This is a genomic window from Rhodococcus huquni, assembly GCF_055231055.1.
In genome coordinates, this window is sequence record NZ_JBUYWE010000001.1 from 398,223 (window position 1) to 424,348 (window position 26,126).

Genomic DNA, 26,126 nt, shown 5'->3' on the forward strand with positions numbered 1-26,126 from the left:
GCGGTATGTGCTCTACCCCACAGGTAGCCCCCTCCGGGTGGCCCGGCGAGGTCGGCTCGTACCGACGCGGGCGCTGTCGCCGGGGCGGTAGGTTGGACGCCATGCCAGTCGACCATGCTGCTCGTCGCGCAGCGCTGCGCGCCTCGTTGACCTCGGAGGGAATATCGACCCTCCTGGTCACCGACCTCCTGAACATTCGATATCTGACCGGCTTCACCGGCTCGAACGCAGCCCTTCTGGTGGATGCTCGTGACGGTGCCGACAGTGAGGGGGCCACCGTCATCTGTACCGACGGGCGCTATCTGACCCAGGTGGGGGAGCAGGTGCCGGATCTGCGCGCCGAGATCGATCGGGCGAGTGCACGACGTCTGGTCGAATCTGCCGACGCGCCGGACCTCGGGTTCGAGAGTCACGTCGTGACGGTCGCGCAACATGCTGCGTGGACCGACGCTGCGCCGGCACTTCGACTGGTCGCCACCTCGGGACTCGTCGAGCAGTTGCGGATAGTGAAGGACGAACACGAGATCGGGCTGTTGCGCTCTGCATGCGCTGCCGCAGATGCAGCGCTCGCCGCCCTCGTCGAGGAAGGTGGCCTGCGCCCCGGACTCACCGAACGCGAGGTGGGTCGTCGACTCGAGGCCCTCATGCTCGACCACGGGGCGGACGGCATCTCGTTCGAGACGATCGTGGCCTGCGGCGCCAATTCGGCTGTTCCGCACCATCGGCCGACCGATGCGGTGCTCGCGACGGGTGACTTCGTCAAAATGGATTTCGGTGCCGAGGTCGGTGGCTATCACTCGGACATGACGCGCACGTTCGTCCTGGACAGGGCTGCCGACTGGCAACGCGAGGTGTACGACCTGGTAGCCCGCTCTCAGGCAGCGGGCCGGGCGGCGTTGACGCCCGGCGTGGAAGTGGCTTCGGTGGACGCCGCTGCCCGTCGTGTCATCGAGGATGCGGGCTACGGCGAGTTGTTTCTGCACGGTCTCGGGCACGGGGTAGGACTCGAAATCCACGAAGCACCCGGAATCGGCCAGCTGGGCACCGGTACACTTCTGTGCGGTGCGGCGGTGACCGTCGAGCCGGGCGTGTACTTCTCCGGTCGCGGAGGTGTGCGGATCGAGGACACGCTCGTGGTTCGTGAGCAGGGTCCGGAGTTGCTCACTCTCACCACCAAAGACCTGACTGTCGTCTAGACGGTTTCGAACCGAACGTATCTGAGGAGACGCGAAGCAAGTGGCTTCAACCAGCGATTTCAAGAACGGCCTTGTCCTGAAGATCGAAGGACAGCTGTGGGCGATCATCGAGTTCCAGCACGTCAAGCCGGGCAAGGGCCCTGCTTTCGTGCGGACGAAGCTCAAGAACGTCGTGTCCGGCAAGACCGTGGACAAGACGTTCAACGCCGGCGTCAAGGTGGAGACCGCGACAGTCGATCGCCGTGACATGACGTACCTGTACCACGACGGTTCGGACTTCGTGTTCATGGACGGCGAGACCTTCGATCAGATTCCGGTGTCCTCGGCGGTCGTCGGTGACGGAGCGAAGTTCATGCTCGAGAACATGGGCGTCCAGGTCGCCGTTCACGAGGAGATCCCGCTGTTCGTCGAGCTCCCCGTGACGGTCGAACTCGTCGTCAAGCAGACCGATCCGGGCCTGCAGGGTGACCGCTCGACCGGTGGAACCAAGCCCGCGATTCTCGAGACGGATGCCGAGATCCAGGTGCCGCTGTTCATCAACACCGGTGACAAGTTGAAGGTCGATTCGCGTGACGGCAACTACCTCGGGCGTGTGAATTCCTGAGTGTCCGGTACGCATAAGAAGCTCGGTGCCCGCCACAAGGCGCGCAAGCGGGCGGTCGACTTTCTCTTCGAGGCCGAGGCGCGTGACCTCGATCCGGTGAACCTTGCGTCGGAGCGGGCCGAGCTCGCCGGCAAGGACGACACCGTCGCACCCGTGCCGTCGTACACGGTGACCGTGGTAAGCGGCGTGGCCGAGAATCTCGACCGGTTGGACCAGGTCATCGCGTCACACCTGCAGGACTGGACGCTCGAACGTCTTCCCGCCGTCGATCGCGCGATTCTGCGAATCGCGGTGTGGGAACTCTTCCATGCTGTCGACGTGCCACCCGTGGTGGCCGTCGACGAGGCGGTCGAGTTGGCGAAGCAACTGTCCACCGACGATTCGCCCGGCTTCGTGAACGGTGTTCTCGGCCAGGTCGTGCTGGTGGCGCCCCAGGTACGTTCCGCCGCAGCGGCCACCTCGTCGCGTCCGTCGGACGAGTCCACGGAGAGTTCCGAGTCGGCCGAATAGCGCCCTCACACATCCGGCATCGCACCGAACACCGCACCGGTGTTCGGTGCGTTCTCGTATCCGGGGTCGGTACGCCGTTCCGATGTGCGCACGGTCACGGGCAAGGTGTTCGGCTCGCCTGTGAACCGCTGATAAAGTGTGGTCGTCAGACATCCTTTAACGATCCGTCCCGTGAGGCGGAGAAGGAGGTCGTTGAATGAGCGAACCCGAAGGGTCTCGCCCCGTCGACGAATCATCGTCCGCGCAACAGCCTGCCCGTGAGCTGCTGTCTGCTGCCGACGTCAGTCGCACCATCGCCCGTATCGCGCATCAGATCATCGAGAAGACTGCGCTCGATTCGGTGGACGGAGAGAGTGCGCGCGTCGTTCTCATCGGCATTCCCACCCGTGGCACCACCCTTGCGCACAGATTGTGCGACCGGATCGAGGAATTCTCCGGTGTGCGGCCGGCAACCGGATCACTCGACATCACGCTCTACCGCGACGACTTGCGGAACAAGCCGCACCGCCCGCTCGAGCGCACCTCGGTGCCCGAAGGCGGTGTGGACAACGCACTGGTCGTGCTGGTCGACGACGTGCTGTTCTCAGGGCGCACCGTGCGGTCTGCGCTGGATGCCTTGCGGGATCTGGGTCGACCCAAGGCCGTGCAGCTCGCAGTGCTCGTCGACCGCGGCCATCGGGAGCTTCCGCTTCGGGCCGACTACGTCGGCAAGAACGTACCCACCGCCCGTAGCGAGGACGTGAATGTGCTCCTCGAAGAACACGACGGCCGCGATGCGGTCATGATCTCCGGGGGAAAGCACCTGTGAAGCATCTGCTGTCGATCGCCGACCTGAACAAGGAAAGCGCGATCGGTCTTCTCGACGAGGCGGAGAGATTCGAACAGGCCCTTCTCGGGCGTGAGGTGCGCAAACTGCCCACGCTGCGCGGGCGCACCGTGATGACCGTGTTCTTCGAGAACTCGACACGAACGAGGGTGTCGTTCGAAGTTGCCGGCAAATGGATGAGCGCGGATGTCATCAACGTCAGCGCCTCCAGTTCGTCGGTGTCGAAGGGCGAGTCCCTGCGCGACACCGCGATGACCCTGCGTGCCGCTGGTGCGGACGCGCTGATCGTTCGGCATCCGGCCTCCGGCGCCGCGCACCAGATCGCCGCGTGGACGGGTGCGCACGAAGACGGTGGCCCTGCCGTGATCAACGCGGGTGACGGAACGCACGAACACCCGACCCAGGCTCTGCTCGACGCGCTCACGTTGCGTCAGCGGCTCGGAGACATCGAGGGCAAACGAGTCGCGATCGTCGGCGACATTCTGCACAGTCGAGTGGCGCGCTCGAACGCCTTGTTGCTGTCGATGCTCGGTGCGGAGGTCGTCCTGGTAGCGCCGCCGACTCTTCTGCCGGTGGGTGTGTCGACGTGGCCGGTGACGGTGGCCCACTCGCTGGATGCGGAACTTCCCGGGCTGGACGCGGTGCTCGTGCTGCGGGTCCAGGCCGAGCGTATGAACGGTGGATTCTTCCCCTCCCAGCGTGAGTACTCGATCAACTACGGGTTGTCCGAGCGTCGTATGGCTTTGCTTCCCGAGCACGCGGTGGTGCTGCATCCGGGACCGATGCTGCGGGGTATGGAAATTGCGTCCGCGGTGGCCGATTCGTCCCGCACTGCGGTCCTTCAGCAGGTGACCAACGGCGTGCACATGCGCATGGCCGTGCTGTTCGGTCTGCTCGTGGGCTCGGAGGATGTGGCCGGATGACCAGCGGGGACACTGAAACAGGAGATGTGTGGGTGGCTGATCGAAGTTCTGCCGTGTTGATTCGGAACGTACTGCTGTACGGAGAGGGCGAGCCGACCGATGTGTTGGTCCGCGGCGGCGTGATCACCGAGATCGGCGCCGAACTCTCGGCGTCGGATGCCCAGATCGTCGCGGGTGACCGGCAGGTTCTGCTGCCCGGCTTCGTTGATATGCACACCCACTTGCGTGAGCCGGGACGTGAGGACACCGAGACGGTGGACTCCGGCTCGGCGGCCGCCGCGATCGGGGGCTACACAGCGGTGTTCGCGATGGCCAACACGAGTCCGGTCGCGGACTCGGTCGTGGTGACCGACCACGTCTGGCGGCGTGGCCAGGAAGTCGGACTGGTCGACGTACATCCGGTCGGTGCGGTGACGGTGGGACTCGAAGGCAAGCAACTCGCCGAGATGGCGACGATGGCCGGGGGAGTCGGCCGCGTCCGCATGTTCTCCGACGACGGTCATTGCGTGCACGACCCGCTCATCATGCGTCGCGCTCTCGAGTACTCGAGTTCACTGGGTGTGCTCATCGCGCAGCATGCGGAGGAGCCGCGACTGACGGTGGGTGCGGTCGCTCACGAGGGGCCCACAGCTGCCCGACTGGGTCTCGCGGGGTGGCCCAGAGCCGCCGAGGAGTCCATCGTGGCGCGTGATGCTCTCCTCGCGCGTGACGCCGGTGCACGCGTGCACATCTGCCACGCTTCGACTGCAGGCACGGTCGAGCTGGTGAAATGGGCCAGGACGCAGGGTATTTCGATCAGCGCGGAAGTTACCCCGCATCATCTGCTGCTCGACGACTCGCGACTCGAGACGTACGACGCCGTGAACAAGGTCAATCCGCCGCTCCGCGAGAAGAGCGACGTCGAGGCGCTGCGCCGCGGCCTGGCCGAAGGCACGATCGACTGTGTCGCGACCGATCACGCACCGCATGCCGAGCAGGACAAATGCTGTGAGTTCGCCGCTGCGCGTCCCGGCATGCTGGGGCTCGAGACTGCACTGTCGATCATCGTCGAGACGATGGTGCGTCCAGGACTGCTCGACTGGCGCGGCGTCGCACGGGTCATGAGCGAGCGGCCCGCGGAGATCGTCGGTCTCGAGGATCAAGGCCGGCCGTTGGCCGTGGGCGAACCCGCCAATCTGGTGCTGGTCGATCCCGACGCGGAGTGGACGGTCCACGGGCCGGACCTCGCGAGCATTGCATCCAACACACCGTTCGAATCGATGACGCTGCCCGGCAAGGTCACCGCCACGCTTCTGCGCGGACGAATCACCGCTCGCGACGGCGTCGCGCAGCAACGCGAAGGAGCGTGATCGACATGGATCGAGCGTTGTGGGTCATCGGACTCGCCATCTTCTGGGTGGCGGTCATCGGATTGATGTATTGGGGTTGGCGTGGACGCGCACGCCGTCAGACCGATCGCATCGGCGACCTGCCGCCGGTGCCGAACGAGCTGGGCGAGCAGACGGTGGCTCCGGTCACCGGTTTGTACGTCGGCAGCACCATCGCACCGAGCTGGCAGGACCGGATCGCAGTGGGGGACCTCGGTTTCCGTGCTGCCGGTGAGATCGTCCGATACACCGCCGGGATCCTGCTCGAACGCGACGGCGCCACCCCGATCTGGATTCCGGAGTCGTCGATTCGAGCGGTGCGCACGGAGCGAGGCCTCGCGGGCAAGGTCATGACCAAGGACGGCGTGCTCGTCATCCGATGGGAATTGCCCACCGGAACCGAGGTGGACACCGGTTTTCGTGCCGACGACAAGTCGGTGTATCCGAATTGGGTTCGGGACGCCGGGAGCGCCGACAAAGACATCAGCACCGACACTGAAGATTCATCGAATGCGACCGGCTCGGGCCAGGTCGAGCAGAACGGAGAGAGTGCGTGAGCGGCGCAGCGACGACAACGAGCACCCCGATGGGTACGGGACCGGCGGTCCTCGTCCTCGAAGACGGACGGACGTTCCGGGGAACCACGTTCGGAGCATCAGGACAGACCCTCGGCGAGGCCGTGTTCAGCACGGGAATGACCGGGTATCAGGAAACGCTCACCGACCCGAGCTATCACCGCCAGATCGTGGTCTCGACGGCGCCGCAGATCGGCAACACCGGCTGGAATCAGGAGGACGACGAATCGGTCGGTCCTACCGGAAGCAGCGCGGAGGCGAAGATCTGGGTCGCCGGTTTCGTGGTCCGCGACCCGTCACGCCGCACTTCGAGCTGGCGAGCCACCGGTTCGCTGCAGGACGAGCTCGTGCGTCAGAACGTGGTCGGAATCGCCGAGATCGACACGCGGGCCCTCGTCCGGCATCTCCGATCACGCGGGTCGATGCGTGCCGGAGTGTTCTCCGGTGACGCGATCGCCTGGACGGGAGACGCGATCGATACCGAGACGTTGGTCGATCGGGTACGTCAGCAGCCGTCGATGCTCGGCGCCGATCTTGCCGGCGAAGTGACCACGAGCAGCGGGTACGTCGTGGAGCCGGCCGGGGGAGAGGCTCGGTTCACCGTCGCTGCCATCGATCTGGGTATCAAGACGAACACCCCGAGAATGTTCGCCGAGCGAGGTGTTCGAGTACACGTCCTCCCGTCGAACGCGACCCTCGAACAGATCGTGGACCTGAAGGCGGACGGTGTCTTCCTGTCCAACGGACCCGGCGACCCGGCCACCGCGGACGGTGCGGTCCACCTGACGAAGGAGATCCTGGGCAAGGGGCTGCCATTGTTCGGCATCTGCTTCGGCAACCAGATCCTCGGCCGCGCACTCGGGCTCAGCACCTACAAGATGAAGTTCGGACACCGCGGCATCAACATTCCGGTGGTCGAGCACGAGTCCGGCAGGATCGCGATCACGGCCCAGAACCACGGCTTCGCGCTGGAAGGTGAGGCCGGTCAGGAATTCGACACCCCCTTCGGGAGGGGCGTCGTCAGCCATACCTGCGCCAACGACGGAACCGTCGAGGGCGTCCGTCTGCTCGACGGCAGCGCGTTCTCGGTCCAGTACCACCCGGAGGCGGCGGCGGGCCCCCATGACGCCGCCTACCTGTTCGATCGTTTCGCCAGCCTGCTCGAGGGAGAGAAGAAGTAATGCCACGTCGTGAAGATCTCTCGCACATCCTGGTGATCGGATCCGGTCCGATCGTGATCGGTCAGGCCTGCGAATTCGACTACTCGGGAACGCAGGCGTGCCGGGTGCTGCGCGAGGAGGGGCTGCGCGTCAGCCTCGTGAACTCCAACCCGGCGACGATCATGACCGACCCCGAGTTCGCCGACGCCACCTACGTCGAGCCGATCACCGCCGAATTCGTAGAGAAGGTCATCGCGCTCGAGGCCGAGAAAGGCCACCCGATCGACGCGGTGCTCGCGACGCTCGGTGGGCAGACGGCACTCAACACCGCGGTCGATCTGCACGAGCAGGGAATTCTCGAGAAGTACGATGTCGAACTGATCGGCGCCGACTTCGAAGCCATCCAGCGCGGTGAGGATCGGCAGAAATTCAAGGACATCGTCGCGAAGGTCGGTGGCGAATCGGCACGTTCACGGGTCTGCTACACCATGGACGAAGTGCGGGACACGGTGTCGGAACTCGGATTCCCGGTGGTCGTGCGTCCGTCGTTCACGATGGGCGGCCTCGGTTCGGGTATGGCCTACGACGACACCGACCTCGACCGGATCGCGGGCGGCGGCCTGGCTGCGTCGCCCACGGCCAACGTGCTCATCGAGGAGTCGATCCTCGGCTGGAAGGAGTACGAGCTCGAGTTGATGCGCGACGGGCGCGACAACGTCGTGATCGTTTGCTCGATCGAGAACGTAGACCCGGTGGGCGTGCACACCGGCGACTCCGTGACCGTGGCTCCGGCGATGACATTGACCGACCGCGAGTACCAGGCCATGCGGGACCTCTCCATCGACATCCTGCGTGAGGTCGGTGTCGACACCGGCGGTTGCAACATTCAGTTCGCCATGGATCCGACCGACGGGCGCCTCGTCGTCATCGAGATGAATCCGCGCGTGTCGCGGTCGTCGGCCCTGGCGTCCAAGGCGACCGGCTACCCGATCGCCAAGATGGCGGCGAAGTTGGCCATCGGCTACACGCTCGACGAGATCGTCAACGACATCACCAAGGAGACCCCGGCCTGCTTCGAGCCGACTCTCGACTACGTGGTCGTGAAGGCGCCTCGGTTCGCGTTCGAGAAGTTCCCGGGTGCGGACGGCACACTGACGACGACGATGAAGTCCGTCGGTGAGGCCATGTCGATCGGCCGAAACTTCACCGAGGCGCTCGGCAAGGTGATGCGTTCGCTCGAGACCAAGAAGTCGGGATTCTGGACGGGTGCTCCTGTCGAGGGCGACCTCGGAGAGGTGCTCGAGTCGCTGCGTACGCCGCACGACGGTCGGCTGTACGGCATCGAGCGGGCTCTGACACTCGGCGCCACCGTCGAGCAGCTCTTCGAGGCCACCGCGATCGACCCCTGGTTCCTCGATCAGTTCGAGCAGATCCACGAACTGGGGGAGCGGATCCGGGACGCCGGCGACATGTCGGAGGAGCTGCTGCGTCGCGCGAAGCACCACGGTCTGTCGGACCGTCAGTTGGCCGTGTTGCGCCCGGAGCTGGGTTCCGAATCGGCAGTTCGTGCGCTGCGCGAGTCGCTCGGCGTGCACCCGGTCTACAAGACGGTCGACACCTGCGCTGCCGAGTTCGAGGCCAAGACGCCGTACCACTACTCGACGTACGAGCTCGACCCCGAGGCAGAGTCCGAGGTCGCACCGCAGGCCGAGCGCCCGAAGGTGCTGATCCTCGGTTCCGGACCGAACCGCATCGGACAGGGCATCGAGTTCGACTACTCGTGCGTCCATGCTGCGCAGACGTTGTCCGAGGCCGGGTACGAGACCGTCATGGTCAACTGCAACCCCGAAACGGTATCCACCGACTACGACACCGCCGATCGGCTGTACTTCGAGCCGCTGACCTTCGAGGACGTACTCGAGGTCTACCGGGCCGAGTCGGAGTCCGGAACCGTGGCAGGCGTGATCGTGCAGTTGGGTGGTCAGACACCCCTCGGCCTCGCGCACGCGCTGCAGAACGCGGGTGTCCCGATCGTCGGTACCAGCCCGGAGGCCATCGACCTGGCCGAGGATCGCGGTGAGTTCGGCAAGGTGCTGGTGGAGGCCGGCCTGCCGGCGCCGAAGTTCGGTACCGCGACCTCGTTCGAGGGTGCGCGCGACATCGCGAGCCGGATCGGCTACCCGGTGCTGGTTCGCCCGTCGTACGTGCTCGGTGGCCGCGGCATGGAGATCGTCTACGACGAGCCCTCTCTCGAGAGCTACATCTCGCGCGCGACCGAGATCTCCGACGACCGCCCGGTGCTGGTCGATCGCTTCCTCGAAGACGCCATCGAGATCGACGTCGACGCCCTGTGCGACGGAACAGAGGTGTACCTCGGTGGGATCATGGAGCACATCGAGGAGGCCGGTATCCACTCCGGCGACTCGGCTTGTGCCTTGCCGCCCATCACATTGGGCAGGGCGGACATCGAGAACGTCCGTCGCTCGACGGAGGCGCTCGCCAAGGGCATCGGAGTCAAGGGGCTGCTGAACGTGCAGTACGCGCTCAAGGACGACGTTCTCTACGTGCTCGAGGCGAACCCGCGTGCGAGCCGCACGGTGCCCTTCGTGTCGAAGGCGACGGCGGTGCAGCTGGCCAAGGCGTGTGCACGGGTCATGCTGGGCGAGAGTATTGCGGATCTTCGTGCGAGCGGGCTGCTGCCGGCCGAGGGTGACGGTGGAACCGTGCCCCAGGGCGCACCGGTTGCGGTGAAGGAAGCGGTTCTTCCGTTCAACCGGTTCCGGCGTGCCGACGGCACCGGTGTCGACACGCTGCTGAGCCCCGAGATGAAGTCGACGGGCGAGGTCATGGGAATCGACGCCGACTTCGGCACCGCTTTCGCCAAGAGTCAGGCTGCTGCCTACGGGTCGCTGCCGACCTCCGGGTCCGTCTTCGTCTCCGTCGCGAACAAGGACAAGCGCTCACTGATCTTCCCCGTCAAGCGTCTCGCGGATCTCGGATTCACGATTCTTGCGACCGAGGGCACGGCGGACGTGCTCCGACGCAACGGAATCGCGTGCGAGCAGGTGCACAAGCACTCCGGCGAGGAACTCGAGGAAGGTGCCCGCACCATCGTCGAACAGATTCGTGACGGCGAGGTGGACATGGTGATCAACACTCCGTACGGCAACTCCGGTCCACGCGTGGACGGCTACGAGATTCGCAGCGCCGCAGTGTCGGCGACCATTCCGTGTGTGACCACCGTGCAGGGTGCTTCCGCAGCCGTACAGGGCATCGAGGCGGCCATCCGAGGGGACATCGGTGTCCAGTCGCTGCAGGACCTGCATGCGCGACTGCGCGAGCCGGTGAAGGCCGCGAAGTCGTGACGGCAGGGCATACCTGGGGGCAGCGGCTGCGTGGCGCCGTTGCCCACCGGGGCCGCCTGTGCGTGGGGATCGATCCGCATCCCGAGCTGATGCAGGCCTGGGGCCTGCCGCTGTCGGCCGACGGCCTCGAAACCTTCGCCGAGATCTGTGTCGAGGCGTTCGTCGGCGAGGTGGCCCTCGTCAAGCCTCAGGTGGCCTTCTTCGAGGCCTACGGGTCCGCTGGGTACGCGGTCCTCGAACGCACGATCTCGGTGCTTCGCGATGCCGGCACCTTGGTGGTGGCGGACGCCAAGCGTGGCGACATCGGCTCGACCATGGCGGCATACGCGCAGTCGTGGCTGGGTGACGGCGCACCGCTGGCTGCGGACGCCGTGACCGTCTCGCCCTACCTCGGGTACGGGTCGCTGGAACCTGCGCTCTCGCTGGCGCGAGAGAACCACCGTGGCCTGTTCGTGCTCGCCCGCACCTCGAATCCCGAGGGCGGCGTCGTTCAACAGGCCCAGACCGCCTCCGGAGTGGCCGTCGCGCAGTCGATCGTCGACGAATCGGCGGCGGTCAACGCGGGTGAACCGGACATTGCAGGGCTGGTGGTGGGCGCGACACGCGGACACGGCTTGGATTTGTCGAAATTTTCCGGACCGATTCTTGCGCCCGGTCTCGGCGCCCAGGGCGCGACCGTCGCCGACCTCGCGGATATTTTTCCGCATTCACGAGAGCTGTTGCTTCCCAACACATCTCGCGGAGTTCTCCGCCACGGCCCCTCGGTGGAATCGCTCCGTGAGTCTGTGATGAAGGTTCGCGACGAGATCGAAGCCGGACTCGCATAGCCCACCCGAATCCGCGTCTGACCTTGGGGGGTGGGTTCGCAATCGGCGCCAAGCCTGAGTACGGTCGCTATCGCCGCTGGTTAACCAGTGGTTTGGACTGTTTGCCAACGATGAGACGGAGGAACCGTGGCCCTTCCCCAGTTGACTGATGAGCAGCGCGCCGCTGCTTTGGAGAAGGCGGCTGCTGCCCGTCGTGCCAGGGCTGAGCTCAAAGATCGCCTCAAGCGCGGCGGCACGGACCTGAAGCAGGTTCTGGCCGACGCCGAGAAGGACGAGATCCTCGGCAAGATGAAGGTGTCGGCGCTGCTCGAGGCCCTGCCCAAGGTGGGCAAGGTCAAGGCGCAGGAGATCATGACCGAGCTGGAGATCGCTCCGACCCGTCGCCTTCGTGGCCTCGGTGATCGGCAGCGCAAGGCTCTGCTCGCCAGGTTCGATTTCGAGGCCTGAGTACGACAGTGGTGGCTGACGCACAAGTGTCAGAGCGCAAGACCGCAGTGCGGAGGGGTCGGCTGGTTGTTCTGGCCGGCCCCTCGGCTGTCGGTAAGTCGAGTGTGGTGCGGATGCTGCGTGAGCGGCTTCCGGAATTGATGTTCAGTGTGTCCGCGACGACGCGGGCACCCCGCCCCGGTGAGGTCGACGGCGTCGACTACAGATTCATCTCCGGTGCGGAGTTCCAGCAGATGATCGACGACGGAGACCTGCTCGAGTGGGCCGAGATCCACGGCGGCCTGCAGCGGTCCGGAACGCCGGCCGAGCCGGTCGAGGAAGCTCTCGGAGCCGGTAGGCCGGTGCTGGTGGAGGTCGATCTGGCGGGCGCGCGCGCGGTGCGGGCGGCGATGCCGGAAGCGGTGCTGGTCTTCATGGCACCGCCGAGCTGGGACGTTCTCGTCGACCGACTGACCGGCCGAGGCACCGAGCCGCCCGAGGTCGTCGAGCGTCGGCTCGAGACCGCACGCGTCGAATTGGCGGCTCGAGACGAGTTCGACCAGGTGGTTGTGAACGAGGATGTCAGCCGTTCGTGCGACGAGTTGGTATCCTTGTTGGTCGGACGGCTGTGACCGCCGCCCAGTAAGCACTGTTCGTTCCTGTCGAATCGCGAATCGTCGCAGGTCGAACAACCCGAACCTAGATCCAATTCAGGAGATACCGAGTGAGCAGCACCCCCGCAGCAGCGTCCGCAGCCGAGGCCCACGGCCTGCCTGCATACGACACCCCGCTCGGCATCACCAACCCGCCCATCGACGAGCTCCTCGACCGGACCTCCTCGAAGTACGCGCTGGTGATCTACTCGGCGAAGCGAGCTCGCCAGATCAACGACTACTACAACCAGCTCGGTGACGGCATCCTCGAGTACGTCGGCCCCTTGGTGGAGCCGGGTCTGCAGGAGAAGCCCCTCTCGATCGCACTCCGCGAGATCCACTCCGACCTGCTCGAGCACACCGAAGGCGAGTGAGCGGAGGAGTCGCGATGCCCGAGCATGCATCCGATTCGTTCGATACCCCGGTGCGTGGGTCGACGCCGTCGGTTCGTAAACGGATCATCGTCGGTGTCGGCGGCGGAATCGCGGCCTACAAGAGTTGCGCGATCATCCGGAGTTTCACCGAGAGCGGCCATCACGTCCGGGTGATCCCCACCGAGTCCGCGCTCGAATTCGTCGGCCGCGCGACGTTCGAGGCACTCTCCGGAAATCCGGTGCAGACCGGCGTGTTCGCCGACGTGCCCCAGGTCCCGCATGTTCGCCTCGGGCAGGAAGCCGACCTTGTCGTCATCGCACCCGCAACGGCGGACCTGATGGCGCGTGCCGCCACCGGACGTGCCGACGACCTGCTGACCGCGACTCTGCTCACGGCGCGGTGCCCGGTCGTGTTCGCCCCGGCAATGCACACCGAGATGTGGGAACACTCCGCAACCGTTGCCAACGTCGCCACTCTGCGCGAGCGCGGTGTCACCGTCATCGAACCCGCATCCGGCCGATTGACCGGCAAGGACACCGGCGCAGGACGCCTTCCGGAGCCGGAAGAGATCGTCGGTTTGGCATCGTTGCTGCTCGAACGTGCCGACGCACTACCTCGTGACCTCGTCGGGATGCGGATCGTCGTGTCTGCCGGCGGCACTCGCGAGCCCCTCGACCCGGTGCGTTTCCTCGGAAACCGCAGCTCCGGCAAACAGGGGTACGCGATCGCGCGTCTCGCGGCTCAGCGCGGCGCCCACGTCACTCTTGTCGCTGGATACACCGCAGGCCTCGATGCGCCCGCCGCAGTCGATGTGGTGGACGTCAAGACGGCAGAAGACATGCGCGTAGCGGTCGACAAGCAGGCGTCGGCGTGTGACGCGGTGATCATGGCGGCCGCCGTCGCGGACTTCAGGCCCACGACGGTAGTGGCCAGCAAGATCAAGAAGGGCGCGGACGAACCGAATGCCATCGCGCTCACTCGGAACGAGGACATCCTCGCGGGGTTGGTCCAGTCACGGGCGTCCGGCGACATCGACGCATCCACCGTCATCGTGGGGTTCGCCGCGGAAACCGGCGATGCTGACGGCGACGTCCTGTCTTATGCGCGCGCGAAACTGCGCCGAAAGGGCTGCGACCTTCTGGTCGTGAACGCAGTGGGGGAGGGCAAGGCTTTCGAGGTCGATCACAACGACGGGTGGTTGCTGGGCGCGGACGGATCCGAATCCGCCCTCGAACACGGGTCGAAGGCTCTGATGGCGAGTCGAGTGCTCGATTCGTTGACGCCGCTGCTCGCAGCAGGTCGATAACCCACGATCTCAGCTGAAAGTAAGTCTGTCCCCGGTCGGATGCGGGCGCTAAGGTCGTCCGCGATGCGTCGTGACTAAGCTGAGTCACGAGGGTGGGAATCACTTTCCGCCACTGACCGTTCCTACAAGAACACGTCGTCGAGAGGGTATGTCTGTGAGCAAGTCCGGTAGTCGGCTATTCACCAGTGAGTCCGTGACGGAAGGTCACCCGGACAAGATCTGTGACGCGATCAGCGACTCGATTCTCGATGCGCTTCTTGCCGACGACCCCCGTGCCCGCGTGGCGGTCGAGACCATGGTCACCACCGGCCAGGTTCACGTTGCCGGTGAGGTCACCACCACCGCGTGGGCAGACATCCCGAAGATCGTGCGCGACACCGTCCTCGAGATCGGATACGACTCGTCGGCGAAGGGCTTCGACGGAAACTCGTGTGGCGTCAACGTCGCGATCGGCGCACAGTCGCCGGAGATCGCCCAGGGCGTCGATCACTCGCACGAGGTGCGTACCGGCGAGCTGAGCGACGACGAGGTGGAGCGTCAAGGCGCCGGCGACCAGGGCCTGATGTTCGGTTACGCGAACAAGGACACCCCCGAACTGATGCCGCTGCCGATCGCGCTCGCGCATCGGTTGTCGCGCCGGCTCACCGAAGTCCGTAAGTCGGGTGTGCTGCCTTACCTGCGTCCGGACGGCAAGACCCAGGTCACCATCGAGTACGACGGTGACAAGCCGGTCCGGCTGGACACAGTGGTCATCTCCACCCAGCACGCTGCCGATATCGATCTCGACAATCTGCTCACCCCCGACCTTCGCGAGAAGGTGCTGGGCCACGTGCTCGGCGAGCTGAACCTTCCGGATCTGGACACGTCCGAGGTGCGCCTTCTGGTCAATCCGACCGGCAAGTTCGTGCTCGGTGGTCCGATGGGCGACGCCGGTTTGACGGGCCGCAAGATCATCGTCGACACCTATGGCGGTATGGCTCGGCACGGCGGCGGCGCCTTCTCCGGCAAGGACCCCTCCAAGGTCGACCGGTCGGCCGCATACGCCATGCGTTGGGTTGCCAAGAATGCTGTCGCCGCCGGGCTTGCGGACCGCATCGAGGTGCAGGTCGCGTACGCGATCGGCAAGGCCGCACCGGTGGGTCTGTTCGTCGAGACCTTCGGGACCGAACACACCGATACGGCGCGCATTCAGCAAGCCATCTCGGACACGTTCGACCTCCGTCCGGGCGCGATCATTCGGGACCTGGACCTGCTTCGCCCGATCTATGCGCAGACTTCCGCGTACGGGCATTTCGGTCGCACGGACATCGACCTTCCCTGGGAGAACACCGATCGCGCGGAGAAGCTCCGAGCTGCCGCCGGCCTCTAGATCGGAGAAGTCCGTAGCCCGCACCAACGTGGCCAAGGAGAGAACAGCAGCGGCGGAGAATCCCGTCGCGCGGGTTCTGCCGATGCTTCCCCTGGCTCACCTCGACCGTGAGTTCGACTACCTAGTTCCGGAGGAGTCGGGCGAGGAGGCGCAGCCCGGCGCCCGCGTCCGGGTGCGGTTCGCTGGTCGTCTCGTGGATGGGTTCGTGGTTTCGCGAGCCGCGAGCAGTGACCACCAAGGCAAGTTCGGCTGGATAGAGCGGGTCGTGTCTGCCGAAGTTGTCCTCACACCCGAGATCGCGAAGCTCGTGGATGCGGTTGCGGACCGCTACGCCGGCACTCGTGCCGACGTGTTGCGTCTCGCGATCCCACCGCGGCACGCGCGAGCGGAGTCGGAGAAGACGTCGGATGGGGGCTCGCCGGAGGTCACCGGCGAGGTGGACGTCGCGGGGTGGAATCGGTACGTCCACGGCGGCGCATTCGTCGACGCGCTGGCAGACGGGCGGATGCCGCGAGCGGCGTGGCAGGCTCTGCCCGGTGAGGATTGGCCGCGGCGCCTCGCCGAACTGGCGGCCGTGACTGCGGCAGGCGGCCGCAGCGCGGTTCTGGTCGTCCCGGATCAGCGTGATCTCGATCGGTTGGTCGAGGCATGCTCGGCGGCTGTCGGTGGTGACCGTGTAGTCGGCCTGTCGGCAGGACTGGGGCCTGCTGCCCGGTATCGGAGATGGCTCGCCGCACTGAGAGGTACCGCGAAGGTCGTCGTGGGAACGCGAGCCGCTGTCTTCGCCCCTACGCCGAACATCGGTCTGATCGCGCTGTGGGACGACGGCGACGACAATCTGGCCGAGCCGCGCGCCCCGTATCCCCACGCGCGCGAGGTCGCCCTCCTGCGTGCACACGGCTCGGGATGTGCGCTGGTGCTCGCCGGCCACTCGAGGACTGCGGAGGCACAAGCCCTCGTCGATTCGGGATGGGCGCACGACCTGGTCGCCACACGCGAGACGATTCGATCCTGTTCGCCGAAGATCACCGCCCTCGCCGACAGCGATCAGGCACTGGCGCGCGATCCCGGTGCTCGTGCGGCGCGCCTGCCCGCCATTGCGTTCGCTGCCGCACGTGAGGCGCTGAAGGCCGGCATGCCGGTGTTGGTTCAAGTTCCACGTCGGGGCTATGTGCCCAGCCTGGCGTGCGGGAAGTGCCGCGCGCCGGCGCGTTGTCGCCGTTGCAACGGGCCGCTCGCTCTTCCGGCCGCCGCCGGTGCGGACGGTGCCGTCACGCCTGCGTGCAAATGGTGCGGGATCTCGGACCCGGCGCACAGGTGTCACGCCTGCGGCACTCGAAAGCTGCGTGCTGTGGTGGTGGGCGCGGGCCGGACGGCCGAAGAATTGGGGCGTGCGTTCGCGGGTGTGACGGTGCGAACGTCGGGGGGACAAGATGTTCTGTCGGAGGTGCCTGCGGGCCCGGCGCTTGTCGTGGCGACTGTGGGGGCAGAGCCGCCCGCGCACGGGGGATACGGCGCGGCGCTGCTTCTCGACGGTTGGGCGCTCCTCGGCCGCGCCGATCTGCGGGCGGCGGAGGAGACGATGCGCCGATGGATGACTGCTGCGGCGCTTGTGGTGCCGTTCGACTCCGGCGGTCAGGTCGTTGTTGTCGCCGACTCGGGAATCCCCACAGTTCAGGCGTTGGTCCGGTGGGATCCGGTGGGGCATGCGCGTTCTCAAGTCGAGGAACGCGCAGAGGTGGGGTTTCCTCCGATGGTGCATCTGGCCGCGATCGACGGCAGTTCCGAGGCGATCGGTGAGTTGGTGGCTGCGGCCGACCTCCCGCCCGGGGCCGAAGTGCTCGGCCCGGTGGACCTGCCGGTCGGTGCCAGGCTGCCGTTTGCCGAGGACAGTGCTGAACCCGAAGAGGTGCTGCGGATGCTGGTGCGCGTTCCGCGCACACAGGGACGCGAAGTGGCGAGAGCGCTCTCGGCTGCTCGAGCAGCGCGGAGTGCACGGCGTTCGTCGCAGCCAGTGCGCATTCAGATCGATCCATCGCGCATCGGCTAGGACGGCAGCGGGGTCAGGACTGCGTGGAGGTCGGGCGCCTTGTCGTATCCGAATTGGCGATATATCGTTGATGCATCACCAATACGTCAATCAAGGAGAGTGACATGGAAGGATTCGAACGCGGCAGAGGTCCGCGACAGGGTCAAGGAGCCGGACACCCCCGGTTCACGAACAGCGAAGGGCCGTATCGCCGCGGACCGCGGCGAGAACGCTTCGGTTTCGACGACGGCATGCACGGTCCCGGAGGCCACTTCGGTCGAGGCCGTGGCCGGGGCGGAAGAGGTCGGCGCGGCGACGTCCGCGCGGCAATCCTCCTTCTGCTCGGAGAGAGTCCGATGCATGGCTACGAACTGATCCAGCAGATCGTCGGGCGCAGCGAAGGGGTGTGGAAGCCAAGTCCTGGTTCGATCTACCCCGCTCTCGCCCAGTTGGAAGACGAGGGGCTGGTAGTCATCGAGAAGGTGAAGGGACGCAAGACCGCACGCCTGACCGAAGAGGGAACCACCTATGTGGAGACGAACCGTGACGACCTGGGATCTCCCTGGGACGATGTCCGGGACACGGTGGGCCGGTCGGCTCAGGACCTCCGCAGTCTCATCGGTTTGCTGATGGGTGCTGCAGGACAGGTGGCAGCAGTCGGGGACGACGAGCAGAATCGTCGCGCTGCCGACGTTCTCGCAGAGGCACGTCGATCGTTGTACCGCATCCTGGCCGAGGAGCCCGACTCCACAGGCGCGGACACGTCCGATGCCGAGGGGCAGTCGGGCGACGCCGAGAGATAGCGGCGCGATCGCAGGGTGCTCACACCGAGCATCGTCGATATCGAATGGACGTGGTTCCGCTACGCAAACGTGATCGTGGCGCGCCATCTTTCACTCCCGACGGAGGGCAGGCTCGAAGAGTCCGCCGGTACGGATCGGAGAGGAAGTGGTGTGCATGGAACGGTGCCGAAAGACGAAGTCGCCGAGTCGGCTGGCATGTATCTGTGTCGGCGTGACGATCGCCTGCGGAGGTCATGTCGCAGTCGCGAATTCGCAGCCCGCCCAGACGGTGCAAGGACCGGTTCAGGAGACTCGGAGTGCAGCGGTCGCGTATGCGGAATCGCATCCGGGAAACTCACCGAGCGGTGCCAACGACTTCGGATGCACACCGTCTCCTGAGCACCCTGATCCGGTCGTGCTGGCTCACGGCACCGATTCGAGTGCATACCGGGACTGGGCGAAGTTGTCGCCGATGTTGGTGGAAGACGGCTACTGCGTCTTCGCTCTCGATTACGGCGGCGATCCGAGCGATCGATCGGGTGAGGAATCCTTCGGCACTGGCGATCTCGTCACGAGCGCACACCAGTTCGGCGGATTCGTCGACGAAGTCCGCCGCGCGACCGGGGCGTCACACGTCGATGTGGTCGGGTATTCGCAGGGCGCGAACGTCTCGCGGTACTACGTGAACAAGCTGGGCGGATCGGCCCATGTGCGGGAGTGGGTCGGGCTGGCTTCGCCGACTTACGGCGGCACCATGTACGGCCTGGGGCCGGCGCTCCACGCCCTGCCGGGCGGAGACGGCGTCGTCGTGAAGGCCACCTCGGTCGCGGTGTTGGAGCAATTGCAAGGTTCGCCGTTTCTGAACGAGCTGAACAGTCCGGACGACACCGTGCCGGGCGTTGCGTACACCACCATCGGCTCGCGTTACGACGAGATGATCCAGCCGTACACGAACCAGGCGCTACGGAATCCGGACGCGACGAACGTACTCGTACAGGACGTCTGTCCACAGAACGCGTCCGGCCACTTCCGGGCCCCCTACGATCCGTTCACTCTGGATCTGGTGCGGACCGCTCTCGACGCGAAGGCGAAGCCGAAGGCGCAATGCGCTTTCGTGCCGCTCGGCGCGGACATTCCGCAGGTGATCATCGACAGCAATTCGTGAGGGCGGCAGGACACTCGAGTGTCCTGCCGCCCTCACGGTGTGCTTGTTGCCGGTGTGTCTACTCGGCGAGCTTCGCCACCGCCTGCGCCCACAGGAAGAACTTGTTGGTGCCCAGATCCTTGACGGTCTTGATGTTGAACGCTGCCTTCAGGTGCTCGGCGTCCGAATCGCTGACACCCTGCAGGGCCTCGACCGGTGCGTTCACCAGTTCCTCGATCGGCTTGGTCTCGTACGCCTTGTCGAACTTGTTCTCGATTCCTGCCATGTGTTGTCTCCAAACCTCGGGGTTTCGGGTACCGGCCCGACCGTAAGCGTCGATAACGGGCCGTGCAACAGTCGACACGCCGCGAGGCGGGTGTTGCGGAAGGCGCGCCGGTGGACGCCCGTCGTTTGCCGAATGTTCTCGTAGACGCCGAGTCCTTAGACTGGTCCTCGCGCCGGGCAGTCCGGCGCCGATCTGTCGAGGGAGTCTTCTTGGTGTCGGAGCATGTGCCCGCGTTCGCCGTTGCCGCGATGGGGTGGTCCGAGTGCGCATAGTCTTCGCCGGTACCCCGGACGCGGCAGTACCCTCCCTCGAGCGTCTGATCGGGTCGACCAGGCACGACGTCGTCGCCGTGGTGACGAGGCCGGACGCAGCGGCGGGACGCGGCCGCAAAGTGGTGCGGTCACCGATCGGCGCCCTCGCCGACTCCCACGGCATCGAGGTACTCACCCCGAATCGTCCGTCGGACCCCGAATTCGTCGACCGCCTGAGTGCATTGGCGCCGGACTGTGCTCCCGTCGTCGCATACGGCGCACTGCTGCCCGAGAACGTTCTCGAGATTCCCGTCCACGGCTGGGTGAACCTGCACTTCTCGCTGCTACCCGCCTGGCGTGGGGCGGCACCGGTTCAGGCTGCGATCGGCGCCGGCGACGACATGACGGGTGCGAGCGCCTTTCGCCTCGAGGCCGGTTTGGACACCGGACCGGTGTACGGAGTCGTGACGGAACGGATCCGCGACACCGACACGTCGGGGGAGCTGTTGGCTCGCTTGGCCACCGGTGGCGCGATTCTTCTCGACTCCGTACTGGACGGCATCGAGGAAGGGGCACTGTCGGCTGTTCCGCAGTCGTCGGACGGAGTGTCGTACGCACCCAAGGTGACCGTGGATGCTGCGCGCATACGGTGGGATCTGTCCGGCGCGGCGATCGATCGTCACATTCGGTCGGTCACACCGGCGCCGGGTGCGTGGACGACGATCGGCGATCTGCGGGTGAAGATCGGGCCGGTGACCTTTGCGGAGGATCGACTCGAGCCAGGACGGATAGCGGTGTCGAAGGCCGGCATGTTGGTGGGCACGGCCACGAACGCGGTACGACTCGATCGAGTACAGCCGCAAGGCAAGAAGGAAATGGCTGCGCTCGATTGGGCACGCGGCGCACGACTCGACGCGGAGGTACGAGCACAGTGAGCGAATCCAGACGACCGTCGAGGCCGGGCCGCGGTTCCGGGGCGCGGGACGACAAGACGTCCCGCGGCAACAGAGGATCGCGCGGTAACCGCGCTCGGAACGACCGGCCGAAGCAACCCGGGCGTCCCGACGCTTCGCAGGCCGGCCTGGATCAGCCACGCCTGGCCGCGCGCGATGTTCTGCGGGCGGTTCGCGAACGCGATGCGTACGCGAACCTCGTACTGCCGGGGCTGCTTCGCGAGCGTCGCCTCGACGGGCGTGATGCGGCGCTGGCCACGGAACTCGCCTACGGGGCCTCGCGTGCCCAGGGGTTGCTCGACGCGGTGATCACGGAATGCGCAGGCCGACCGATTGCGGAGGTCGACGGCGAACTGCTCGATGTTCTACGCCTCGGCGCCTATCAGTTGCTGCGGACCCGAGTCGCACCCCATGCCGCAGTGGCCACCTCGGTCGATCTGGCTCGGGCGGAAGCCGGGCCGGGAAAGTCGGGATTCGTGAACGCCGTTCTGCGACGGGTGTCGGAGAAATCCCAGAAGGAGTGGGTCGATCAACTGGCTCCCGCCGACCCGGTGGGACGGATCGCTTTCGAGCACGCACATCCCACCTGGATCGCGCAGGCCTTCGCCGACGCGCTCGGTGCGGATGCGGGGGAGCTAGAGGACGCACTGGTCGCCGACGATGCGCGGCCGGCAGTTCATCTGGTCGCCCGTCCAGGGGAGATCTCGGCCGAGGAGCTCGCGCTCGTCACCGGGGGAGAGATCGGCCGGTATTCGCCGTACGCCGTGTATCTCGACGGCGGTGACCCCGGCCTGCTGGACGCCGTGCGTGAAGGGCTGGCGGGCGTGCAGGACGAAGGTAGCCAGCTCGTCGCCCGTACGCTCGCCGAGGCTCCGGTCGAAGGCCCCGATACTGGTCGCTGGCTTGATCTGTGTGCCGGGCCGGGCGGTAAAGCGGCCCTCCTCGGTGCGCTCGCCGGAATCGAGGGTGGACGACTCGATGCGGTGGAACCGGTGGAACATCGCGCCGAACTCGTCCGTAAGACGACCCGTGAACTTCCGGTGGACGTGCGGGTGGCGGACGGGCGTGAGTCCGGTCTCGATCCCGGCTACGACCGGATTCTGGTCGATGCGCCGTGCACCGGCCTCGGCGCACTTCGGCGTCGACCGGAAGCGCGGTGGCGCCGACAGCCGTCGGACGTCGCCGGTCTCGCGAAGCTGCAGCGGGAACTGCTGGCGGCCGCGATCGAACTGGTGCGCCCCGGCGGTGTCGTGCTCTATTCGACGTGTTCACCCCATCTGTCCGAGACCGTGACGGTTGTCGCGGACGCGGTTCGCCGGTACGGGATGGAGCAGCTGGACACACCGAGTCTGCTGCCGAACGTGCCGAACCTCGGCTCGGGGCCGGGCGTGCAGCTGTGGCCGCATCGGCACGGCACCGATGCGATGTTCCTCGCAGCGCTGCGGAAGCCGATCGAGTAGTCCGTCATTTCTGGAACGTGTTCCAGAAAATGCTAAAACGTGTTCTACTTCCAGTCTCGTCATGCATCACACCGACTGGAGGATTTCGATGAATCGCGTTGCCGGCAAGGTCGTCCTCATCACCGGAGCTGCCCGCGGACAGGGGCGTAGTCACGCAGTGCACCTCGCGGACGAGGGCGCTGACATCATTGCGTTCGATCTGTGCGAGAACATCGCGTCCAACGAGTATCCGCTCGCGACGGAAGCGGATCTCGAGGAGACGAAGAAGCTGGTCGAGAAGTCCGGTCAGCGAATCGTCACCGCGAAGGTCGACGTTCGCGACCGGGCCGCGCTGAAGGCCGCACTGGATTCGGCAGTGGCGGAGTTGGGCAAACTCGACGTCGTGGTCGCGAATGCAGGAATCGCGCCGCTCGGTCCCGAGGTTCCCGTCGAAGGATTCGTCGACGCGTTCGACGTCGACTTCATGGGCGTGATCAACACGATCCACGTGGCGATTCCGCACCTCGACGAAGGTGCGTCGATCATCGCCACCGGTTCGGTCGCGGGACTCGTTCCCCAAACGGGGCTCAACGGGCAGCAGGCGCTGCAGGGTCCGGGCGGCGACGGCTACGGGCTCGCCAAGAAGATGATCTGGACCTACACGAACTCACTTGCCCTGACCTTGGGGCCCAAGTCGATCCGGGTCAACGCCGTTCACCCGACCAACTGCAACACGGACATGCTGCAGAGCGCCCCGATGTACCGCACGTTCCGTCCCGATCTGCCGAACCCCACGGCCGAGGACGCAAAGGTCACCTTCCCGTTCATGCAGTCCATGCCGACCCCGTGGGTCGAGCCGTCGGACGTCTCGCACGCCGTCGTCTTCCTCGCCTCGGACGAGTCACGGTTCGTGACGGGCCAGCAGCTTCGGATCGACGCCGGTGCAGGATTGAAACTGGGAGTCTGATCTACGGATGCGATCGCGGCTCGTCGTCGAGGAGTGCGACGAGTCGCGCGGGCGCCTTCGCACGCCAGGCGTCCTCCACGAGTTCGGCGAGCCGACGCTCGTCGGCCTGTTCGAGATTCACGAGGATTGCGCCGTAACCGTCGTAGTGGGGCGTGGTGTAGAACGGTGCGCCCTCGGCGAGGAGTGCCTGCTTCTCGTCGAGGGCGCACATCAACACCAGTCCATCGTCCGATTCGGTGCGCAGGCGCGCGAACGTCTTGCCGCGCACCTTCAGTGCAGGAGTTCGGTAGGACGTGCTCTCTTCGACCTCCGGAAACCTCCCGGCGACCGCCACGACCTGTTTCCACGTCGACATCCCTCCATTATCGCGGTGGGTCGCCGAACGTGTAGGTCCAACCGACTAAACTTCCCCGCGTGGCACATCCGATGATCGCACCGTCCATTCTGTCCGCCGATTTTGCGCGCCTGGCCGACGAGGCCGCCGCCGTCGCGGGATCCGACTGGCTACACGTGGACGTCATGGACGCACACTTCGTACCGAACCTCACCCTGGGTCTACCGGTGGTGGAGAGCCTGCTGAAGGCCACCGACATTCCACTCGACTGCCACCTGATGATCGAGAATCCCGGCCGCTGGGCGCCGCCGTACGCCGAGGCCGGCGCCCACAACGTGACGATCCACGCCGAGGCGACCGACGACCCGCGTGCGGTCGCCCGTGATATTCGGGCGGCGGGCGCAAAGGCCGGTCTCAGCGTGAAGCCGGGTACCCCCATCGAGCCCTATCTCGAAATCCTGAAGGACTTCGACACACTTCTCGTCATGAGCGTCGAGCCTGGATTCGGTGGTCAGTCGTTCATGGCCGAGGTGCTCGACAAAGCACGCGCCGTCCGCAAACTCGTCGATTCCGGTGAATTGACCCTCCTCGTGGAGATCGACGGCGGCATCAACACGAACACGGTCGAGCAAGCAGCAGAGGCCGGAATCGACTGCTTCGTCGCCGGATCGGCTGTCTACGGTACGGAGGATCCCGCAGAGGCCGTCCGCTCCCTGCGCCGGCAGGCAGCGAAGTCGTCACCGCACCTGACGCTGGCGATCTGACAGATTCGTGGCCCACACCAACAGTCGCGCCGACATCGAGGCGTCGATGGCGATCGCGATCGAGGCCGCCGAGTCGGCCCGTGGGTTCAGCACGCCGAATCCTCCCGTGGGAGCTGTGATCCTGGCGACGGACGGCACGATCGCCGGCGTCGGCATGACGCAACCGCCGGGTGGCCCGCATGCGGAGATCGTCGCGCTCCGACAGGCCGGTGATGCTGCCCGTGGTGGAACTGCCGTGGTGACGCTGGAGCCGTGCAACCATCAAGGCCGAACGGGACCGTGCGCCCGCGCGCTGGTGGACGCCGGTGTGAAAGTGGTCCACTACGCGGTCGCGGACCCCAACCCGACCGCAGCGGGGGGCGCCGCCACTCTGGAGGACGCAGGGGTCCAGGTCACGGCCGGCATCGGCGCCGACGCAGCTTCCAGGGGAGCGTTGCGAGCGTGGTTGCACAGGCAGCGCACCGGTCGCCCCCACATCACCTGGAAGTACGCCGCGACCCTCGACGGGCGAAGTGCGGCTGCGGACGGAACGAGTCGATGGATCAGCGGACCTGCCGCCCGGGCCCGGGTGCACGAGGACCGCGCGAAACTCGATGCCATCGTGGTGGGCACCGGAACGGTGATCGCCGACGATCCGTGGCTCACGGCGCGGATGCCGGACGGATCTCTCGCGGCCAGACAACCGTTGCGCGTGGTCGTCGGTACCCGCGACATTCCGGCAGGTTCGCGCATTCTCGACGACGTGGCTCCCACTCTGCACCTGCGAACGAGAGATGTCCGTGAGGTCATCGACACGCTCGTAGATCTCACCGATGTGCTGGTCGAAGGCGGCCCGAAGCTGGCCGGCGCCTTTCTCGCGGCCGATGGCGTCGACCGCATCCAGGCGTTCGTCGCGCCGAAGATTCTCGGTGCGGGCGTACCCGCCGTGGGCGACGCAGGTGTGCAGACGATTGCGGACGCTCGCGTGTTCACGCGCGAATCGGTGGAATCTATCGGGCCCGACATCATGTTGAGCTTGATACGGGACGAGAACTAGCTTGATTCGGGATCAGAACTAGGGAGTAGCCGAACGTGTTCACTGGAATTGTCGAAGAACTGGGTGAGGTAGTCGCCAAGGAAGAGTTGGTCGATGCCGCGCGCTTCACGGTTCGTGGTCCGTTGGTGACCTCCGACGCGTCCCACGGTGATTCGATCGCCGTCAACGGGGTCTGCCTGACCGTCGTGGACGTGCTCGCCGACGGTTCTTTCACCGCCGATGTGATGAAAGAGACTCTCGACCGGTCGAGCCTCGCGGGTATCGATGCCGGTAGCCGAGTGAATCTCGAGCGTGCGGCGGCCCTGGGGAGCCGGCTCGGTGGTCACCTCGTACAGGGGCATGTCGACGGAACCGGTCACGTCGTCAGCCGCAGTCCGTCCGAGAACTGGGAAGTGGTTCGAATCGGTCTGCCCGACACCGTCTCTCGGTACGTCGTCGAGAAGGGGTCGATCACCGTCGACGGAGTATCGCTGACGGTGTCTGCGTTGGGCGGCGAGAAGGGAGCCGAGTATTTCGAGATCTCGCTGATTCCCACCACGCTCGAGATGACGACACTCGGTGGTGCCGAAGTGGGCTCTCCGGTGAATCTGGAGGTCGACGTGATCGCGAAGTACGTGGAGCGACTGAATGCCGCCTCCGGCTAGGTCGTACTGTTGGGT

The 26,126-nt window shown here is 65.9% G+C and carries 26 protein-coding genes; 24 read left to right on the forward strand and 2 right to left on the reverse strand.

All coding sequences use genetic code 11. From position 1 onward, the window contains the following. Window positions 1-101: 101 nt before the first annotated feature. The 18 genes from ACZI8R_RS01915 to ACZI8R_RS02000 all read left to right on the forward strand — a co-directional run bounded on the left by ACZI8R_RS01915 (window position 102) and on the right by ACZI8R_RS02000 (window position 19,458). Complete coding sequence (locus ACZI8R_RS01915) at window positions 102-1,196, forward strand: aminopeptidase P family protein (protein ID WP_463377857.1); 1,095 nt, start codon at window positions 102-104, stop codon at window positions 1,194-1,196. A 40-nt stretch (window positions 1,197-1,236) separates the two neighbouring features. Beyond that, window positions 1,237-1,800: an elongation factor P gene (gene efp, locus ACZI8R_RS01920; protein WP_463377858.1), complete on the forward strand. Its 564-nt coding sequence runs from the start codon at window positions 1,237-1,239 to the stop codon at window positions 1,798-1,800. Further along, the gene (gene nusB, locus ACZI8R_RS01925) at window positions 1,801-2,310 is read left to right on the forward strand and encodes a transcription antitermination factor NusB (protein WP_463377859.1); all 510 of its coding nucleotides are present in this window, start codon (window positions 1,801-1,803) and stop codon (window positions 2,308-2,310) included. A gap of 196 nt (window positions 2,311-2,506) precedes the next feature. Beyond that, complete coding sequence (gene pyrR / locus ACZI8R_RS01930; RefSeq protein WP_463377860.1) at window positions 2,507-3,118, forward strand: bifunctional pyr operon transcriptional regulator/uracil phosphoribosyltransferase PyrR; 612 nt, start codon at window positions 2,507-2,509, stop codon at window positions 3,116-3,118. Next, window positions 3,115-4,059 (forward strand): aspartate carbamoyltransferase catalytic subunit, encoded by a 945-nt coding sequence (locus ACZI8R_RS01935; RefSeq protein ID WP_463377861.1) that lies wholly within the window; start codon window positions 3,115-3,117, stop codon window positions 4,057-4,059. The genes pyrR and ACZI8R_RS01935 overlap by 4 nt, the downstream gene beginning before the upstream one ends. A 32-nt stretch (window positions 4,060-4,091) precedes the next feature. After that, window positions 4,092-5,408, forward strand: coding sequence for a dihydroorotase (locus ACZI8R_RS01940; RefSeq protein WP_463377862.1), 1,317 nt, complete (start codon window positions 4,092-4,094; stop codon window positions 5,406-5,408). Window positions 5,409-5,413: 5 nt separating this feature from the next. After that, window positions 5,414-5,983 carry a PH-like domain-containing protein gene (locus ACZI8R_RS01945; RefSeq protein ID WP_463377863.1) on the forward strand — a complete coding sequence of 190 codons (570 nt, stop codon included), beginning with the start codon at window positions 5,414-5,416 and terminating at the stop codon, window positions 5,981-5,983. Window positions 5,984-6,012: 29 nt separating this feature from the next. Next, the gene (gene carA, locus ACZI8R_RS01950; RefSeq protein ID WP_463378196.1) at window positions 6,013-7,182 is read left to right on the forward strand and encodes a glutamine-hydrolyzing carbamoyl-phosphate synthase small subunit; all 1,170 of its coding nucleotides are present in this window, start codon (window positions 6,013-6,015) and stop codon (window positions 7,180-7,182) included. After that, window positions 7,182-10,526 (forward strand): carbamoyl-phosphate synthase large subunit, encoded by a 3,345-nt coding sequence (carB, locus tag ACZI8R_RS01955; protein ID WP_463377864.1) that lies wholly within the window; start codon window positions 7,182-7,184, stop codon window positions 10,524-10,526. The genes carA and carB overlap by 1 nt, the downstream gene beginning before the upstream one ends. Beyond that, complete coding sequence (gene pyrF / locus ACZI8R_RS01960; protein WP_463377865.1) at window positions 10,523-11,353, forward strand: orotidine-5'-phosphate decarboxylase; 831 nt, start codon at window positions 10,523-10,525, stop codon at window positions 11,351-11,353. The genes carB and pyrF overlap by 4 nt, the downstream gene beginning before the upstream one ends. A gap of 126 nt (window positions 11,354-11,479) precedes the next feature. Continuing rightward, the gene (mihF, locus tag ACZI8R_RS01965; RefSeq protein WP_378576471.1) at window positions 11,480-11,800 is read left to right on the forward strand and encodes an integration host factor, actinobacterial type; all 321 of its coding nucleotides are present in this window, start codon (window positions 11,480-11,482) and stop codon (window positions 11,798-11,800) included. Window positions 11,801-11,808: 8 nt separating this feature from the next. Further along, window positions 11,809-12,411, forward strand: coding sequence for a guanylate kinase (gene gmk / locus ACZI8R_RS01970; protein ID WP_463377866.1), 603 nt, complete (start codon window positions 11,809-11,811; stop codon window positions 12,409-12,411). Between the two features lie 92 nt (window positions 12,412-12,503). Then, on the forward strand, window positions 12,504-12,806 hold the full coding sequence (gene rpoZ, locus ACZI8R_RS01975) for a DNA-directed RNA polymerase subunit omega (protein WP_463377867.1): 303 nt from the start codon (window positions 12,504-12,506) through the stop codon (window positions 12,804-12,806). Window positions 12,807-12,820: 14 nt separating this feature from the next. After that, complete coding sequence (coaBC, locus tag ACZI8R_RS01980) at window positions 12,821-14,113, forward strand: bifunctional phosphopantothenoylcysteine decarboxylase/phosphopantothenate--cysteine ligase CoaBC (RefSeq protein WP_463377868.1); 1,293 nt, start codon at window positions 12,821-12,823, stop codon at window positions 14,111-14,113. Between the two features lie 154 nt (window positions 14,114-14,267). Then, window positions 14,268-15,482, forward strand: a complete 1,215-nt coding sequence (gene metK / locus ACZI8R_RS01985) for a methionine adenosyltransferase (protein WP_463378197.1) — start codon at window positions 14,268-14,270, stop codon at window positions 15,480-15,482. 28 nt (window positions 15,483-15,510) lie between these two features. After that, entirely contained in the window at window positions 15,511-17,532 is a 2,022-nt protein-coding gene (locus ACZI8R_RS01990) for a primosomal protein N' (protein WP_463377869.1), read from the forward strand. A 104-nt stretch (window positions 17,533-17,636) separates the two neighbouring features. Next, complete coding sequence (locus ACZI8R_RS01995) at window positions 17,637-18,314, forward strand: PadR family transcriptional regulator (protein ID WP_463377870.1); 678 nt, start codon at window positions 17,637-17,639, stop codon at window positions 18,312-18,314. Between the two features lie 154 nt (window positions 18,315-18,468). Further along, window positions 18,469-19,458 carry an esterase/lipase family protein gene (locus ACZI8R_RS02000; RefSeq protein ID WP_463377871.1) on the forward strand — a complete coding sequence of 330 codons (990 nt, stop codon included), beginning with the start codon at window positions 18,469-18,471 and terminating at the stop codon, window positions 19,456-19,458. Between the two features lie 58 nt (window positions 19,459-19,516). Here the strand turns inward: ACZI8R_RS02000 and ACZI8R_RS02005 are convergent, their stop codons facing one another. Then, entirely contained in the window at window positions 19,517-19,723 is a 207-nt protein-coding gene (locus ACZI8R_RS02005) for a hypothetical protein (protein WP_463377872.1), read from the reverse strand. Window positions 19,724-19,985: 262 nt separating this feature from the next. Here ACZI8R_RS02005 and fmt point away from each other — a divergent pair, with 262 nt between their 5' ends. The 3 genes from fmt to ACZI8R_RS02020 all read left to right on the forward strand — a co-directional run bounded on the left by fmt (window position 19,986) and on the right by ACZI8R_RS02020 (window position 23,333). Next, window positions 19,986-20,909 carry a methionyl-tRNA formyltransferase gene (fmt, locus tag ACZI8R_RS02010; protein WP_463377873.1) on the forward strand — a complete coding sequence of 308 codons (924 nt, stop codon included), beginning with the start codon at window positions 19,986-19,988 and terminating at the stop codon, window positions 20,907-20,909. Next, window positions 20,906-22,387, forward strand: coding sequence for an RsmB/NOP family class I SAM-dependent RNA methyltransferase (locus ACZI8R_RS02015; protein WP_463377874.1), 1,482 nt, complete (start codon window positions 20,906-20,908; stop codon window positions 22,385-22,387). The genes fmt and ACZI8R_RS02015 overlap by 4 nt, the downstream gene beginning before the upstream one ends. Before the next feature lie 88 nt (window positions 22,388-22,475). Continuing rightward, window positions 22,476-23,333: a mycofactocin-coupled SDR family oxidoreductase gene (locus tag ACZI8R_RS02020; RefSeq protein WP_463377875.1), complete on the forward strand. Its 858-nt coding sequence runs from the start codon at window positions 22,476-22,478 to the stop codon at window positions 23,331-23,333. Window position 23,334: 1 nt separating this feature from the next. Here the strand turns inward: ACZI8R_RS02020 and ACZI8R_RS02025 are convergent, their stop codons facing one another. Next, a complete protein-coding gene (locus ACZI8R_RS02025; RefSeq protein WP_463377876.1) occupies window positions 23,335-23,688 on the reverse strand; it encodes an MmcQ/YjbR family DNA-binding protein in 354 nt (117 codons plus the stop codon). Window positions 23,689-23,747: 59 nt separating this feature from the next. Here ACZI8R_RS02025 and rpe point away from each other — a divergent pair, with 59 nt between their 5' ends. From rpe to ACZI8R_RS02040, 3 genes are read left to right on the forward strand one after another with little or no spacing between them, the layout of a single operon-like run. Then, on the forward strand, window positions 23,748-24,431 hold the full coding sequence (rpe, locus tag ACZI8R_RS02030) for a ribulose-phosphate 3-epimerase (protein ID WP_463377877.1): 684 nt from the start codon (window positions 23,748-23,750) through the stop codon (window positions 24,429-24,431). Between the two features lie 7 nt (window positions 24,432-24,438). Beyond that, window positions 24,439-25,467 (forward strand): bifunctional diaminohydroxyphosphoribosylaminopyrimidine deaminase/5-amino-6-(5-phosphoribosylamino)uracil reductase RibD, encoded by a 1,029-nt coding sequence (gene ribD / locus ACZI8R_RS02035; protein ID WP_463377878.1) that lies wholly within the window; start codon window positions 24,439-24,441, stop codon window positions 25,465-25,467. Between the two features lie 35 nt (window positions 25,468-25,502). Then, window positions 25,503-26,111: a riboflavin synthase gene (locus ACZI8R_RS02040; RefSeq protein ID WP_463377879.1), complete on the forward strand. Its 609-nt coding sequence runs from the start codon at window positions 25,503-25,505 to the stop codon at window positions 26,109-26,111. Window positions 26,112-26,126: the final 15 nt, after the last annotated feature.

Bases quoted from the DNA above. Each gene is read 5' to 3' on its own strand.
- carB (WP_463377864.1), top strand. From the start codon at position 7,182: ATGCCACGTCGTGAAGATCTCTCGCACATCCTGGTGATCGGATCCGGT.
- ACZI8R_RS02005 (WP_463377872.1), bottom strand. From the start codon at position 19,723: ATGGCAGGAATCGAGAACAAGTTCGACAAGGCGTACGAGACCAAGCCG.
- coaBC (WP_463377868.1), top strand. From the start codon at position 12,821: ATGCCCGAGCATGCATCCGATTCGTTCGATACCCCGGTGCGTGGGTCG.
- carA (WP_463378196.1), top strand. From the start codon at position 6,013: ATGGGTACGGGACCGGCGGTCCTCGTCCTCGAAGACGGACGGACGTTC.
- ACZI8R_RS02020 (WP_463377875.1), top strand. From the start codon at position 22,476: ATGAATCGCGTTGCCGGCAAGGTCGTCCTCATCACCGGAGCTGCCCGC.
- pyrR (WP_463377860.1), top strand. From the start codon at position 2,507: ATGAGCGAACCCGAAGGGTCTCGCCCCGTCGACGAATCATCGTCCGCG.
- ACZI8R_RS01995 (WP_463377870.1), top strand. From the start codon at position 17,637: ATGGAAGGATTCGAACGCGGCAGAGGTCCGCGACAGGGTCAAGGAGCC.
- ACZI8R_RS01915 (WP_463377857.1), top strand. From the start codon at position 102: ATGCCAGTCGACCATGCTGCTCGTCGCGCAGCGCTGCGCGCCTCGTTG.
- ACZI8R_RS02000 (WP_463377871.1), top strand. From the start codon at position 18,469: ATGGAACGGTGCCGAAAGACGAAGTCGCCGAGTCGGCTGGCATGTATC.
- ACZI8R_RS02025 (WP_463377876.1), bottom strand. From the start codon at position 23,688: ATGTCGACGTGGAAACAGGTCGTGGCGGTCGCCGGGAGGTTTCCGGAG.
- ACZI8R_RS01945 (WP_463377863.1), top strand. From the start codon at position 5,414: ATGGATCGAGCGTTGTGGGTCATCGGACTCGCCATCTTCTGGGTGGCG.